The sequence below is a fragment of the Mesorhizobium sp. M0772 genome (assembly GCF_040320135.1).
GTDB lineage: Bacteria > Pseudomonadota > Alphaproteobacteria > Rhizobiales > Rhizobiaceae > Mesorhizobium.
Genome location: NZ_JAMYPB010000083.1, coordinates 1 through 14,902, shown reverse-complemented (window position 1 = coordinate 14,902; position 14,902 = coordinate 1). Strand labels below are relative to the sequence as shown.

Annotated in this window: 9 protein-coding genes and 4 pseudogenes; 4 read left to right on the top strand and 9 right to left on the bottom strand. The window is 59.6% G+C overall.

Going from position 1 to position 14,902, the window contains the following annotated elements; genetic code table 11:
- Together istA and trbH are read right to left on the bottom strand one after the other, a co-directional pair.
- The coding region (gene istA / locus NKI06_RS29745; RefSeq protein WP_502900628.1) for an IS21 family transposase at positions 1 to 876 on the bottom strand (876 nt) is incomplete at its 3' end.
- A 157-nt stretch (positions 877 to 1,033) separates the two neighbouring features.
- Positions 1,034 to 1,428, bottom strand: a pseudogene (trbH, locus tag NKI06_RS29740) (conjugal transfer protein TrbH); the annotation flags it as partial.
- A gap of 603 nt (positions 1,429 to 2,031) precedes the next feature.
- Between trbH and NKI06_RS29735 the strand changes: the two are divergent.
- Entirely contained in the window at positions 2,032 to 2,544 is a 513-nt protein-coding gene (locus tag NKI06_RS29735; RefSeq protein WP_352987851.1) for a GNAT family N-acetyltransferase, read from the top strand.
- 228 nt (positions 2,545 to 2,772) lie between these two features.
- Complete coding sequence (locus tag NKI06_RS29730) at positions 2,773 to 4,152, top strand: IS1380 family transposase (RefSeq protein ID WP_352987850.1); 1,380 nt, start codon at positions 2,773 to 2,775, stop codon at positions 4,150 to 4,152.
- Between the two features lie 416 nt (positions 4,153 to 4,568).
- On the opposite strand, the pseudogene NKI06_RS29725 reads toward NKI06_RS29730, so the two are convergent.
- From NKI06_RS29725 to NKI06_RS29695, 7 genes and pseudogenes are all read right to left on the bottom strand, one after another.
- Positions 4,569 to 5,596 (bottom strand): annotated as a pseudogene (locus NKI06_RS29725) (IS110 family RNA-guided transposase).
- Positions 5,597 to 5,883: 287 nt separating this feature from the next.
- Positions 5,884 to 6,723 (bottom strand): ATP-binding cassette domain-containing protein, encoded by an 840-nt coding sequence (locus NKI06_RS29720; protein WP_352987849.1) that lies wholly within the window; start codon positions 6,721 to 6,723, stop codon positions 5,884 to 5,886.
- Positions 6,720 to 7,709 carry an ABC transporter ATP-binding protein gene (locus NKI06_RS29715; protein ID WP_352987848.1) on the bottom strand — a complete coding sequence of 330 codons (990 nt, stop codon included), beginning with the start codon at positions 7,707 to 7,709 and terminating at the stop codon, positions 6,720 to 6,722. The genes NKI06_RS29720 and NKI06_RS29715 overlap by 4 nt, the downstream gene beginning before the upstream one ends.
- Positions 7,706 to 8,575 carry an ABC transporter permease gene (locus tag NKI06_RS29710; protein ID WP_352987847.1) on the bottom strand — a complete coding sequence of 290 codons (870 nt, stop codon included), beginning with the start codon at positions 8,573 to 8,575 and terminating at the stop codon, positions 7,706 to 7,708. Before NKI06_RS29710 ends, NKI06_RS29715 begins: the two co-directional genes overlap by 4 nt.
- 11 nt (positions 8,576 to 8,586) lie before the next feature.
- Positions 8,587 to 9,603 carry an ABC transporter permease gene (locus tag NKI06_RS29705; protein ID WP_352987846.1) on the bottom strand — a complete coding sequence of 339 codons (1,017 nt, stop codon included), beginning with the start codon at positions 9,601 to 9,603 and terminating at the stop codon, positions 8,587 to 8,589.
- A 39-nt stretch (positions 9,604 to 9,642) separates the two neighbouring features.
- The gene (locus NKI06_RS29700; RefSeq protein ID WP_352987845.1) at positions 9,643 to 11,202 is read right to left on the bottom strand and encodes an ABC transporter substrate-binding protein; all 1,560 of its coding nucleotides are present in this window, start codon (positions 11,200 to 11,202) and stop codon (positions 9,643 to 9,645) included.
- 734 nt (positions 11,203 to 11,936) lie between these two features.
- Positions 11,937 to 12,567: pseudogene (locus NKI06_RS29695) on the bottom strand (IS6 family transposase).
- Between the two features lie 292 nt (positions 12,568 to 12,859).
- Here NKI06_RS29695 and NKI06_RS29690 point away from each other — a divergent pair.
- Both NKI06_RS29690 and NKI06_RS29685 read left to right on the top strand, forming a co-directional pair.
- Positions 12,860 to 13,939, top strand: a pseudogene (locus NKI06_RS29690) (IS630 family transposase).
- A 380-nt stretch (positions 13,940 to 14,319) separates the two neighbouring features.
- A partial coding sequence (locus tag NKI06_RS29685) for an aminotransferase class III-fold pyridoxal phosphate-dependent enzyme (protein WP_352987844.1) occupies positions 14,320 to 14,902 on the top strand: 583 nt, incomplete at its 3' end.

Sequence of the window (14,902 nt, the reverse complement as noted above, 5' to 3'; positions counted from 1 at the left end):
GCGTCGGTTCTGCTTGGACACCTCCTGATCGACGAAGCGGCGGTAGTCCTCGATGCTGTCGAAATCGCGGCTGCTCCGGCGGCGCAGGGCCTGATCGAGCCGTCGCTTCAGGTGGCCATTGGGAGCTTGGATTGAACCGTTCTCATGGGCGACACCTTTGTTGTTGCGCGTCGGCGTCACGCCATAATGGCGGCACAGCGCTTCATAGTTGCGGGTGGAATCGCGCTGGGCGTCGGCGTCGAGGTTCTTGTAGGCGGCCGATAACGAGTCGCTGCGGAGTTCGGCGGGGGCGCCGCCCAGCTTCCACAGCGCATCTTGCAGGTGCTCGGACAGAGCGGTGAAGCTCTCTCCACCCAGCACGACCGCTGAATCCCCCCAGCCGCTACTGGCAAGGCGAGAATGAAAGAGGCGATGGTCGAAGCGCTGGCCGGCGATGGTGACGTGCAAATCGTCAGCGACGGTGAAATCCAAGAGGCCTTGCCGGCCCATCACGTGATGTTGTGGGAAGAAGATCTCCTTCTCGCCCCCATTCAGTGCCCGCCACCGGGCAATCCGGCGCTCGAGGGTCCGCCTGACGCCATCGGGAACGGCGGCCTCCCCGAACTCGTCCTGCACAGTCTCGAAAATGCTGACGGAGAGGATGCCGCTGATCTTCAGCAGCTCTTCCACGCGTGGCCATATCTGTTCCAGGGGGTCGGCCCTTGTACGCCAGTGCCGCTCGCGCTTCTTCTGTGATGGCAGGTGCGGATACTTGTCGATCCGGCGTGCGCTACGTTCGCTGATACCGGCCTTGGCGGCCGCAACGGCCTGGGTGTGGTGACGACGCTGAGACATGTAACGATGTACCTGTTGATCGGTGATGTGGAGGCCAGGCATCGGTACCTATCGCTGCTATGTTCGATAGGTGCTCCGATACCACCACTCCACGCGCCCCGATCAGAGCCCCCTCGCAGGGACTTCTGACGGGCGACCCCACCGGCCATCATAATCGTCGCTGAACCGGCCACCGTAGTTGTCGCCGCGCACTTTCCCTTCACCCGCGCTTGAGAACCGAGAGCGCGCTTGCCGGCGTAGCGCCGCTTGAGCTCACCGTATAGGCACGTCCAAGCTCGACCTTGCTGGTCGACAACCGCGTCAGGACCTAACCTTCAAACGCCACGACGACATAAGCGAGCGGGACTACGCTCTTGTTGGCATCGGTTTTCTGGTCCGTGACGACGGCATAGCCCCAGCCTTTGAGCGCCGCCTCGAGCGCCTGGCCGAATGGAGAGGTGTCGGGCTTGGGGCAATCGTCAACTTGTCCGGCCCGATCTGCTCGGCGAGAGGACTGATCATGTCGCCGTCGATAGCGCTTGCCGCCGGACCGGAGATGTTCGGCGGTGCGTCGCTGGCGACGAGGCCGTCTGTTCCGGCCGTCTGGCATCCGGAACGGCGGTGTTAACCGCCATGGCCTGACCTGTTGGTCAGCATGGACGGATAACCCGGTATTGGGGGTGTGAGAGGGCGATGACCTGAATGGGCGCATGATCTAACCGATCTGGATCGAGAAAACCAACTGGTGCCTCGGTACTTTCAAGCACGCATGTGAGATTTGGACCCGATCCGCAGATCACCATACCGGCCAGAGAGGTCGATAAGTGCCGCACTCAAAGGCCTGACAGGAAGACCGCACTCGATCACACGTTCAGAAAGTCAGAAGCTCCTTACACAACGGTCCGGTTCAGGTCCGGATCCATGCACTAACGCCCTCGGCAGCCGTTGTGGCTCTCCAGCGAGGTCAACGTAGCGGTCTCGCTATGCCGACACCTTGTGTCGGTTTTGTCGTCTCCGCAGCACAGGCTCTGTTGACCCAATCTTTGTTTTCTTTTTTGCTTCAGGTTAAATACTTGAAAGCAAACACAAAATTTCTTCTTCGGTCCGACCAGCCAAATGGCACGGGTTTTGAGACCCTTCGGTGTGAGGCGGCAGAGCTGCCGGTCGGTATTCATATCGCCGGTAGCTGCGATCGATTGAACGAGAATGGAATTTCACATGAATCTAGAAACAGAACGTTTATTCATGCGCCCAATACGTCCATGGGACGCTGGCGCCATGCATCGCCTGCACTGTGATCCGCTAGTAGTCGAATCGGCGATGGGGGGAATTCCGCCAACGCGGGAAATGTCTGATGCGCGGCTGTCCCTCTACCTTCATGAGTGGGAAACCTACGGATATGGATTCTGGATGGTCTATGAACGAAAGGACAATGGCGAATTGCGCTTCGTGGGGCGATCCGGGCTGCGCCGCGTCGATGACAACGACATTGAAACCGGATGCTACTTGTTCGGAGCCCGGTGCGGTCAGGGGATTGGGCCGGAAAGCCTTAAACCAGTGATCGAATTCGCCTTCGCAACCCAACCTATCGATCGGTTAGTCTCTTTCATACACCCGACGAATATACGATCTCTCAGAGCGAAAATCCGACAGGGCTATTCCTGCCTTGGGCCAGTTGTCGTTGATGGAACGAACTATCAATTCTTTGAATTGCGCCGTCCGTCTCAGTGATGCTCACCAAACTGTTGCGCTCCTAGAGACGGCAATTGCCGAAACACAGGACCAGATCGCCTTCGTCGAGGAAAGGATCGCGGCCAGCATAGCCAATTGGACACCTCGAACTACCGTCATTCCGTAGGGTTTAGCCCCAATATCTCACATTGTTGAAGTGCATCGGGGTCCCGAATCAGTGAAAGTTGTTTTGCGGCAACAGCTTAGCTTTGATCGAGGAACATCCCGATGCAAACAGAGTGTAGCGCAGAACGATTTGATTTTGCACCTGTTGAGAAACGCTCCGTTGTGGCCGGCTTTGACGGCGGAACGATCACCTCCGACGCCGGCGCGCTTCTGCTGGGGCTGACGGACCGGGCGATCGGACTGGTCGATCGCTTTGCCCGCTGCTTCGTGGACGTCCGCAATGCCGCATTGATCGAGCACGCGGTGAAGACGCTGGTGGGCCAGCGCATCTTCGCCATCGCGCTCGGCTACGAGGACCTGAACGACCACGACGAACTGCGCCATGATCGGGTGATGGCGGTGCTGGCCGGCAAGCTTCAGGCGCGCCGCCACAAGAAATGCGCAGCCGTGGCCGGCAAGTCGACGCTCAACCGGCTGGAGCTGAGCCGGCCGCAGCCGACGCGCTATCACAAGATCAGCCACGATCCGGCGGCGATCGAAGCCTTGTTCGTCGACTTGTTCATGGGCGCGTACGCGGCGCCGCCCGAGGAGATCGTGCTGGATCTGAGCGCCACCGACGATCCCTTGCACGGCAACCAGGAGGGGCGGTTCTTCCACGGCTATTACGGCCACCACTGCTACCTGCCGCTCTACATCTTCTGCGGCGATCATCTTTTGTGCGCCAAGCTGCGGCCGGCCAACATCGACGCCGCCGCCGGCTCGGTTCAGGAGATCGAGCGCATCGTGCGCCAGCTGCGCGAGCGCTGGCCCAAAGTCCGTATCGTGCTGCGCGCCGATTCTGGCTTCGCCCGCGAGGAACTGATGGCCTGGTGCGAGACCAACGCCGTGGACTATCTGTTCGGCCTGGCCCGCAATGTCCGGTTGGTCCGGCACATCGGGGCTGAACTGGAAGAGGCCAGAGCCGAGAGTTCCCTCACCAGCCGGCCCGCCCGCCGCTTCAAGGACTTCCTGTGGACCACCCGCAAGAGCTGGAGCTGCCGGCGCCGGGTCGTGGCCAAGGCCGAGTGGACGCAGGGCGCGGCCAACCCGCGCTTTGTCGTCACCTCGCTCGCCGCCGAGGCCTGGCCGGCCCGCAGCCTCTATGAGGACCTCTACTGTGCCCGCGGCGAGATGGAGAACCGCATCAAGGAATGTCAGCTCGACCTGTTTGCCGACCGCACCTCGGCGGCCACCATGCGCGCCAACCAGCTCAGGCTCTGGTTCGCCTCAATGGCTTATGTGCTGATCTGCGCGCTGCGCCGCATCGGCTTGGCCAACACGAGGCTCGCCAGGGCAAGCTGCGCCACCATCCGCCTCAAGCTGTTCAAGATCGGCGCCCTGGTCACCGTCTCGGTGCGCCGCATCAGGCTGGCCATGAACTCCGCCTGCCCTTTCCAGCGCGAATGGGCCTTGACCTACGCCAGACTGGCGGCAGCCGCCTGAGCGCCCTCGATCACCCCGCCCGTCAACAGCAAGGAACAGCGCCGAAAAGTGACAACCGCCCCGCGGTCAATGCCGTTTGCACCAACCTCAAGCCCCAAGCCGACCCCGCCATCAGCTCTTTACCGGCAGACCGTATGAGAAGTCCGGGTTAGGTCCGCGATGAGGTCGGGTGTGAATCGGCCCTTTAATTGCGGGTGGTTGTCAATCCGAGTTTTGCTCTGTCATCGCCGGGGTCATGGTCCTTTCCGAGGTCGAATGCCTCATGATGATGTTCGGGTTGGGCGGCGCCTCAACGTGTGCAACGAAGTTCGAAGTCGACGTCAGCCGATTCAACGAGGTCACCACAACCACCGTCCCCGGCGGGGACATCACGGGTTTCGGAAACGGGCCCGCGATTGGGATCGAGCGCGGAACTGTCAGGCCATCTTTTCGCCGCCCCACTCAAAGCTGGTGCCGTCAACCCAGAGGCAGTGGCGCAGAACCGCGATCTTGCGAGCAACCGCCACTTTCGCCTTTTTCATACCGATCCGCTTTGACAGACGAAGGCCCCACGCCTTCAACGAAGACCATTTCTTCGTTCGATGCATGAGTACGCTTGCCGCCTCGTAGAGATAGGTTCGCAAGAGGCGATCTCCCCAATGAGATACGCGGCCGTTGATATCTGTTTCCCCAGATTGTTTTCGCCGCGGTGTCAGACCAAGGTAGGCGCCGACGTCACTGGCCGAGGAAAAGCGCGAAGGATCATCGATCGTGTGGCGGTAGGTCAACGCCGTCACGACGCCGACGCCAGGAACCGTCATAAGCCGGCGAGTGGTGTCATCCTCACGAGCAAGGCGTCGTACCTGCCGGTCCAGCTTTTCCTGTTCCGTGCAGGCCTGTTCATGGACGGTCAGAAGCGGCTCGATCACGGATCGAAGCTGATGCCCGTCGACAACTAACTCCAGGACCTTTCGCCGAAACTGCGCAGCGATTGAGCGACTGAACTGCAGCCCGTACTCTTTCAGCATTGACCGGACTTGGTTCTCGAGATCGCGGCGGATGGCGACAAGTCGCGATCGCGCCACCAGGAGGGATCGGGTTGCCTGGCTCTCCGTGCTTTTAACCCTGACCTCCCGATACCAGCCGACGCGAACCAGCTCGGCCAGGCCGCGGGCATCGTTCTCATCACTTTTGCTCATTCGAACTGAAGGGCCGCCTTCGCATGCCGAGCATCAATACAGACGACGGGTAATCCGACCCGTTTAAGCTCATGCCAGAGCCAGCTGGACATTGCGCCGGTCTCGAATCCGATGCGCTCGGCGTGCGGTGCGCGTTTGCGGAGCAACTCGGTCAGTGCTCCCGGATCGGACTTCACTTTCCCTTGGAAGACAGCCCTTCCAGCATCATCGACGACGCAAACGCTGGTCTCTCGCTGCGACACATCCAATCCGACATATTGCTTCACTGCGGCCTCCTTGATCTCACTGGTCGGCGGCTTTTGCCGTCCGCCGAGTCTTCGTTCAAAGGAGCGACGGCAGCAATTACGTCATCGTGTGCAAAAATTGACCCCATAAGCCTAGGAATCGGCGACGCCGATCTGGAGTGTGCGCCCCTCGAGCCGGACAGGATCAAGCCGCAGTTTTGACCATCTGCCGGGCGTGTTAGTCCTCGAACTGTTGTGGGCTAAGATAGCCGAGCGCTGAGTGCAATCGGCGGGTGTTGTAAGCCTCATCGATGAAGCGGGGAAGGTCCTCAGCGACGCTTACTTGGGACCTCGCCGTCGCGCGGTGGGGACCGGCGCCGTCGCCGAGGGTCGATGACCGGCACGGCGTCGAGCAACGCCCGCGTGTAGGGGTGGCGGGGATCGGCGAAGACTTCATCAACGCACCCGCTCTCAACGATCCGGCCAAGATGCATGACGGCGACGCGGTGGGCGATGTAGCCGACAACGCCAAGATTGTGCGTGATGAACAGATAGCTGACATTTGTTTTTGCCTGGAGAGCCTTAAGAAGCTTCAAAATCTGGGCTTGCACGGAGACGTCGAGCGCCGCGGTAGGCTCGTCGAGCACAAGCAGCCGTGGTTCAAGCGCCAACGCACGTGCGATAGCAACACGCTGCATCTGCCCACCCGAGAGCTGATGGGGATAGCGGTTGAGGTAGTCCGCGCCGAGTCCAACTTGGCTCAGCAATTCGCCGGCGCGCCGGGTGATGGCTTCGCCGCGCATGCCTAGAACACCGCTCAGCGGTTCGCCAACGATCGAGCGCACCTTCATCCTCGGATCGAGCGAGGAATTCGGGTTCTGGAACACCACGCCGACGTCGCGGCGTGGGGGCATTGTGGTCCCACGCAGGTGAGCGGTGACTATGTTGCCGCCGATCTCGATTGTGCCTGCATCGAATTTCATAAGCCCCAGGAGTGCGGAGGCCAGCGTGCTCTTGCCGCAGCCCGACTCGCCAACGAGTGCGAGCGTCTCGCCCGGCGCGATCTGAAAGCTGATGTCGTCCAAGGCCTTTATGGCGCCGTGGCGCGTGGGATAGACTTTGCGCAGGCCCTCCACGGACACCAGGCGAACGGACGGTGCGGCGTTCATGGTGACTCCGTGACCAGCTGTTGGCGAACGGCATGATGACACAGCGCCACATGGTTCTCGCCAAAGGTCCGGGCCGGCGGATCCGCCTCTGCGCAGATGCCGGTCGCCCGGTCGCACCGGTCGTGAAACGCGCAGCCCGTCGGTATTACGCCAGGATCGGGTACATGGCCGGGTATTGAGACGAGATCGCGGGTACCGCGGCCAACTACGGGAACCGTACCCAGCAGCTTTGCCGTGTAGGGATGGCGAGGCTGGTCGATCACCGTCTCCACGCTGCCCATCTCAACGATCCGGCCCGCATACATGACGGCCACGCGGTCGCAAAGTTGCGAAACGATGCCAAGATCGTGTGTGATGAACACAACGGCAAGGCCCTTCTCATCGGCCAGGCGCCGCAGGAGCCAGACGATTTGCGCCTGGATGGTCACGTCGAGTGCCGTCGTCGGCTCATCGGCGATCAAAAGGCGCGGCTGGCAAGCGAGCGCGAGCGCAATCAGGGCACGCTGGATCTGTCCGCCCGAAAGCTGGTGCGGGTACTTCTCAAGTGCTAACTCCGGGTCAGGGATGCGCACGGCCTTGAGCTCGCTCAAGGCCACGGAACGCGCTTCGGCCCGGCCGACCGGTCGGTGGCAACAGATGACATCGATCATCTGCCGCCCAAGCGTGAAGAACGGGTTCATGGAACGCATAGGATTTTGGAAGATCATCGCAACGCGGCTGCCGCGCATCGCGCGCAGTTCGGTCTCGGGCCGCCCAATGACCTCCCGCCCGTCGATCCTGATGCTGCCGGTGACGCAGCCAGGCGGCGGCACCATCCCAAGACAGGCGCTCGCGGTCATTGACTTCCCGCAGCCCGACTCGCCCACCAAGCCGAGCACTTCGCCTGCAGCAACTTCGAAATCAACGCCGCGCAAGATCGAAGTCGATCGGAAAAGGCCGGGAAAAGTCACTTCGAGGCCGCTCACCTGGAGAACCGGATCGCTCATTCCCGTCGGCCCTGCTTTGGGTCCAGAATATCGCGGAGGCCGTCGCCAACGAGATTGAGTGCAAGCACTGTCACTAAGATGGCCAGGCCCGGAAACAGCGCAGTCCACCAGTGATCGAGGAAGTCGACCCGGGAATCCGCCGCCATCAGTCCCCATTCGACCGCCGGAGCTCTTGCGCCCAAGCCGATAAAGCTCAGCGATGCCCCGGCTAGGATCGCGTAGCCAAAATCCGCCGAGGCCGCAACGATGACTGGCGTCAGCGAGTTTGGCAGGACGTGGCGAACCAGAATGCTCGGATGCCCCAAACCGATCGTTCGCGCGGCGCCGATGTAAAGTTCCTCGCGCACCCGCAGAACCGCGCCGCGCATAATGCGCGCCGTTCCTGGGAACCATGAGACGCCGAGCGCGATCACAGCGCTCCAGATGCCAGGACCAAGTGCAGCAATGATGGCTATCGGCAGAAGCAGTGGCGGAAAAGCCAAGAAGACATCTGCTACACGCATCAAAAGAAGGTCGGTCCTGCCACCAAAATACCCTGCCACAAGTCCGATGGGAACGCCGATGACCAAGGATAGAAGAACAACACAAAGGCCGACGAGCAGCGATATCCTTCCTCCATGAAGCACCCTGGCGAAAATGTCCCTTCCGAAGCGATCCGTGCCCATCAGATGCTCGGCACCGGGGGCCAAGAGCCGCTCCGACATCATGATTTTGGTCGGCTCATAGGGCGCAATCCAAGTGGCCAGCACGGCACCTGAAGCTACCACCAAGAGGATGGCCACGCCAAAAACGAACAGCCGGTGCTGTCCGAAAAATGCTCTTGCCCGGATCAGCCGGTCGGGCCACTCCATGACGTCGGTTTGCATCATCATCTCCATCACGCTGTTCTGAGCCGGGGATCGACGACCGCATACAGAAGGTCGACAATCAGATTGACCAGGAGGTATGTGCCGGCAAGAAAGAGTGTGGCGCCGAGCGAGGCGGGGTAGTCGTTCTGCGCGATCGATGAAGCCACAAAGGCACCCAGCCCTGGCCAGTCGAAGACAGACTCGACAACAACGGCTCCGCCCAGAAGGTAGCCATAGGTCAACCCAATGACCGTCAGGATTGGTATGAGGGTGGCCTTCAACGCATACCGATAATAGATCACGGACTTCGGCAGCCCATAGACAAACGCCGTCCGAATATATTCCTCCTTCAGAACCTCAATCATCATGTTGCGCGTGATGCGTGTCACGGTAGCAAGCAGAAGGATGGTCAAGGTGAGAAGTGGTAAGGCGATGTGTGCTAGAGCGTTCGTGAAACCCTCCCAATTGCCCGTAAGAGGGGCATCGATAAGGAACAGGCCGGTGATCGGCCTGATCGGGTCACCCAAAAGGATTGAAGTATCGATGCGACCCTGGAGCGGTAGCCATTCGAGCGCGCCGTAAAAAAGGAGCTGCAGTGACATCGCCAGGATGAAAGAGGGGACCGCGACGCCAGCAAGTGACACCGTCCGGACGACATTATCGACGATCGAGTTTTGCCTTACAGCGGAAAGAATTCCGATCGGGATGCCAATGAGCAGAACGAGCACCATGGCCAAGGTGGTGAGTTCGAACGTCGCGCCAAACCGCTCGCGCACCTCCAACAGCACGGGCCGTTTGGTTAGCAGGCTATTGCCGAACTCTCCGCGCAGGACATTGCCGATAAAATCGAGATATTGAACCGCGATGGGCCTATCGAGTCCGAGTTCGGCATTCACTTTGGCGATCATCTCTACGGGAGGGCGCCCCCCCAGCATCAATTCCGCTGGTGAGGGGGCGAGCACTCGGCTCAGGACGAACATTATAGTCGCGACGCCCAATACGACGCCAACGATCATCAACATCCGCTGAGCCAAGTACGTTGCCATAGGCATGCCGCCCCCCGTTACTTTCCGCCTGCGCAAGGCCTATCTGCTCAGGCTATAGAGGGAGAACCATTCGTAGGCGGGATTGTTGGCTTGGTCCATTCCCTTGATATCAGAGGAATAGGCAGCGACCCGGTTTACGTCGGCATAGAAGATGCCTACCGCGTTCTGCATTAGCCTGTCTTGCGCGGCGATATAAACTTTTTCCGCAGCGTCTCTGTCGACACCTTCCAATTTGAAGCCCTCGCCTAGCAGCCGGTCGTACTCTTCATCGTGGTAATAGGAGAAGTTCCAGACGGGGTTCTGTTCGGTCTTCCAAACTCCTAACGGTTCCTGTGGGGACGGATAACCTGGCCAAGTTATCATCGCGTTCAGGTGACCTGTGGTTTCAGGTGACCGCACCTTGCTATGATAGGCAGTAGTTACTTGTTCCAAGTCAAGCTCGACTTCAAGACCGACAGCCTCGGCGTTGGCCCGGAACAGCTCTATCGAATCAATCTGCTCCTGATTGCCGGCGTAGTACAGCGCCTTTATCTTCCAATCCTTCTTAGGAATGCCCGATTCTTCAAGGAGTAATAGCGCCTTTTGTGGATCATATGTACCTACGTCGTATGTTCCATGACCCCACAAGGATGATACTACGGGACCGACCGATTTTTTCGCGATGCCATGAAAGATGTCCTTCAGCACCGACTCGTGGTCCCAAAGATGCAACAAGGCCTGGCGGAATTTCAGGTTGTCGGTGGGATATTTTTGGGTGTTGATGCAGTAGAACTGTGAGCGCCAGCTCGGAATGTTCTCGATCGACATCTTTGGTAAGGCGCTCAGGCTCTTGATCTGCGAAGCCGGAATACGGGGGCAAATGTTCGCTTCGCCGGATCGGATCATCTGAATGCGCGTCGACACTTCGGCCACATAGGGGTGAAGGACGCGGTCGAACTTGCCACTTTCCCATCCGCCCCAGTAATCTTCGAATTTGTCAAGGACGGCTAGCTTACCCTGCTGGAACTCCGCCAGCTTATAGGGGCCGGTGCCGATCGCATTGCCTTGGTTTAGCCATTCGTCGCCCTTACCGATGCCTGCAGGGCCGATCACGAAACCACCATATTGTGCACCTGCCACTAGATCGAAGGCGATGACGTCCTTGAAACGGAAGATGACGGCGTGTTCGTCCGGCGTCTCTACATGTTCCAGGCCAGCATATAGGTAGCTTGCGCCCTTCCCAAGATCACGCGTATATTCGAAGGACTTCTTGACCGCTGCCGAATTCAGCGGCGAGCCGTCGTGAAACTTCACCCCTTCGCGCAATTTGACGGTCCAGGTCTTGCCGCCGTCAGCGCGCTCCCAGGCGGTCGCGAGTTTCGGCAGGACCTTGCCGTCCTTATATTCCAATAGGGTCTCGTAGACGCTACCGAGCAAATAAATTTCGGCCGAATTGCTCGCGGCAGGATTCATGTTCTGGTAAGCTATGTCCCAAATCCAGGTCAGCGTGTTCTGTGTCGCCTGCGTTGCGACTGCCTGCAGGCTGGACCAGTTCAGTCCAGCAATGGCAACGGATGAACCCAAGGCGCCCTTCAAAATTTCACGTCGATTCACTGTCATTTCAGTCCCCTTTCTTGTTTGCGTGCTAACAGTAGCCCGTAGCGCGCGAGATCGTGGGCGGTCAGGCAGGCGCCGCCGTCAACAAGCCGCGCACCCTCGCGGTCCAGGTGATATGAAAGCATCCGTCGAGGCCTGCCGCCTCGACGGGATGCGGCCTATCGGCCCCGAAGTCCGGCGCATATGCTTCGCAAAGGATAAAGGATACGATCGTCGCCCACCACGACGAAGGCCGAGAAATGTGGCACGGCAGGATAGCGTGCGACCTCCGGCCACTCGCCAATGGTCCAGTCGACCTCCTTCCGGGGCGGTAGGACGCCGGGGGCGCGCAGCGACATGGCATAGCGCATCGTTGTGTGGAGGTTGTGAAGCCACTGCGGGCGGTAGTAGGGAAGGTTCCAGCGCGCCTTGTTATCGAACGGGGTGACCAAGTCGGGATTGGCGATCGACGGGAGCGTGTCTCGAAATTCATGGAATTCTCCATGTTGCTATACAAGTCATCTGGTCAATGAGATCATGACGGCCAAGGGAAATATTGCATAAAGGAGAACAGTTGGATGATAATATTTTGTATAATTTTTTATTGTTTGTAAATCTTTTGTTACGGTTATTAATCCGACTAAAGTGGCTGCGACCTTTGCGGCATAGACCGATGGCGTGAACACCGCGATCATCCGCTCCAAGGGCGATGTCACGTTGTTCGCACATAAACGCGTTGAGACCTGCGGCCGCTGATGTCAGCTAATCACGGCCACGGCTTTCCATTCCGCGATGGCCCTGCAGGCGGTGAGTATGTGTAGCGAGAGAGCGGAGCGTCTGGGCGGGGCGGGACGAAGAGATTGCGCAGAGCCGAGGGGACCGAAACGAAGCTTTGTAGTGCTCCTGGTGATTGTAAGCCTTGCATCGTCCGCTCCCATGTTGGCAGCGGCACATGTGCACTCTCCGCCCGGTTGTTCAATTCCCGGGGGCGACCGATGCTCGACGTCCGGCATCACCTGTCGCCGGGCTGCTCCATAGGAGCGCAGCTTGTCGGTGATCATGCGTTTCGGCGCGACGCCTTGCTTCTTCAGCAGCCGCGTCAGCAAGCCTTGGCCGCCTTGGTGTTGCGGTGGTTCTAGACGATCTCGTCGAGCCATAGCCATCCTGGTCGACGGCGCGCCACGGCGATGGTGATGACGACCTCGTCCGGGGGCCAGCATGCGGACCGAACTTGATGCCCCTCCGGCAGATTGTCTCATTCCCGCACTCCAGAAGCATTTCCTCGACCAGACGCAGGCTCAGGGGGAACCTGTAGTAGAGCCAGACTGCATGGGCAATGATCTGCGGCGGGAAACGATGACGCTTGTAGCTGACGGTTGCGGTGTTCATGACATCGGGTCTATGCCGCAAATCCCTGAATGCGAGTTAAGTTGATAACGCCAACCGATCGACGCAGTGCAGCCTACGGATCACGGCCTGCGCACTCCATCGATATAGCGGAGGGTGGCGTCGAGCAGTCGGATCAGACCGCCCCGGATATCCCCCTCGTGATGTCGAGCCGATCCCGAACAGGCGAAGCCCGTCGGCGTCGAGATTGGCGGTTTCCGCAATCTGGAACAAGTCATCTGGAACTGAAGTAAGCCTCATTGTATGATGCGCTCGGAGCGATGAGGAGCACATGATGGCAAATGCAACGGGCCGTCCTACGGCCGCCTTGGTTCTGAGCTCGGTCGAGCGGGAGTATCTGGAGCGGCAGGTATCGGCGTGTAGCGCGATCGGTGTCGGAGCGGTGCCGGATCATTCTTCGATGCGCTGACGGTGTCCCCAGCAAGGTCGTGGCAGCCGAGTTGGGCGTGCACGAACACACGGTCGGCAAATGGCGACGACGTTCCCTCAAAGATCGCGTCGAGGGGCTGCTGGACGAGGCCCGCCCCGGCAGACCCAGGACGATCGACGATGATCGGATCGCGGCCGTGATCGAGCGGACGCTACGCTCGAAGCCTGATGATGCCATTGGTCAATCCGCTCGATGGGCACTGCGACTGGCTTCTCCCATACGACGATCCGCCGGATATGGACCGCCTTCGGGCTGCAGCCGCATCGCTCGGAGACGTTCAAGCTGTCGAGCGATCCACTGTTCGTCGACAAGGTTTGCGACATCGTCGGGCTCTACCTGTCACCGCCCAACAGGGCACTGGTTTTGAGCGTCGACGAGAAGAGCCAGATCCAGGCACTCGATCGGGAGCAACCGGTCCTGCCGATGATGCCGGGCATGCCGGAGCGCCGGACCCATAGCTATGTCCGACACGGCACCACCTCGCTGTTCGCGGCGCTCGATGTGGCGTCCGGCTTTGTGATTGGCAAATGCTACAAGCGGCACAGGGCGACCGAGTTTCTGATCGACGCAACCGTGCCGCCCGATCTCGATGTCCACATCATCATGGATAATTATGCCACCCACAAAACCGCGCTGGTCAGGTCATGGCTGGGGCGCCGGCCTCACTACCATGTCCACTTCACGCCCACATCGGCATCCTGGATCAATCAGGTCGAACGCTGGTTCGCTGAACTGACCCGAAAGCAGCTGCGACGCGGCGTTCATACCTCAACCAGCCAGCTCGAGGCCGATATTCGCACCTTCATCGAGCGCCACAATGAGAACCCAAAGCCCTATCGATGGACCAAGTCCGCGGACGAAATTCTCTCGTCCGTCAGGCGTTTCTGTCAGAAGGCCGAGCAGACCTTATGTGGCGAACTTTAGATTCACATGACAAGTTCCAGCGCGCTTAACTCCTTGCGGCGCATTCCCCGTCACCAGCGACCTACTCGCCATCAAGTCATAAAGGCGGCGGCGGCGCACTAAAGAGCCGGCGAAGCTGACCGGCGCGAACTGCAGCGGCGCGATGTAGGTTTTGTCGTTTATGTCCCGCGATGTCGGATACCGGACATAGCTGTTTTAGAGCTATCAGGTTGTTTCACATAGTTTTTCTCAACTGGCAGGATATATGCATGGTTTTCTGCAGGCCCATCGGGGAGGAGAAAGGCTTGCCCCAAACTGATTGGAAACGTCGATCCGCTCGCCCTGTGCGCAACACCTCCGTCGTTTCCGAGGAGAGACCTTGTATGTTGGAGAGACCTTGCATGTTGCACGAAAACACGGCGCCGAGCGCCTCCTTGCCTGGCGCCCAGTCCGTAAAATTGTTCGCCCGCGGCTGCCACGTTATCCCGGACGGGACCAGCCGTATCAGAATCGAGCGCGACCCGTTGCCGCGCTACGTCCTCAAAGGCGAGGGCGCCTATCTTGTCGACGTTGACGGGCAGCGTTTTCTCGACCTTAGTAACAATGTCACCACCCTAATCCATGGGCATGGGTTTGCTCCCGTGATGGACGCTGTCTCGCGTCTTCTTCGTGATGGTACCTGTTTTTTCAATCCGACCGCCCATGAGATCGAACTTGCGGAACTGCTGGTCGATCGCATTCCCGCAATCGACCAGATCAGTTTCGTCAACACTGGCACAGAAGCCGTGATGTTTGCCATCAAAGCCGCGCGCGCCTTCACCGGGCGCTCTTGTATTGCCAAGATCGAAGGTGCCTACCACGGCTCGTATGATTGGGCGGAAGCAGGGCACGGGGGAATACCTTCCACTTGGGGATCTCCCGACGCACCCGTCGCGGTGCCCTCCTATGTAGGCATGCCGGCATCGGTTGCCGACGAGGTCGTCA

What these genes read in the sequence shown, in the direction of transcription:
- NKI06_RS29735 (WP_352987851.1), top strand. Translation starts at nt 2,032, where the DNA reads ATGAATCTAGAAACAGAACGTTTATTCATGCGCCCAATACGTCCATGG.
- NKI06_RS29730 (WP_352987850.1), top strand. Translation starts at nt 2,773, where the DNA reads ATGCAAACAGAGTGTAGCGCAGAACGATTTGATTTTGCACCTGTTGAG.
- NKI06_RS29720 (WP_352987849.1), bottom strand. Translation starts at nt 6,723, where the DNA reads ATGAACGCCGCACCGTCCGTTCGCCTGGTGTCCGTGGAGGGCCTGCGC.
- NKI06_RS29715 (WP_352987848.1), bottom strand. Translation starts at nt 7,709, where the DNA reads ATGAGCGATCCGGTTCTCCAGGTGAGCGGCCTCGAAGTGACTTTTCCC.
- NKI06_RS29710 (WP_352987847.1), bottom strand. Translation starts at nt 8,575, where the DNA reads ATGCAAACCGACGTCATGGAGTGGCCCGACCGGCTGATCCGGGCAAGA.
- NKI06_RS29705 (WP_352987846.1), bottom strand. Translation starts at nt 9,603, where the DNA reads ATGGCAACGTACTTGGCTCAGCGGATGTTGATGATCGTTGGCGTCGTA.
- NKI06_RS29700 (WP_352987845.1), bottom strand. Translation starts at nt 11,202, where the DNA reads ATGACAGTGAATCGACGTGAAATTTTGAAGGGCGCCTTGGGTTCATCC.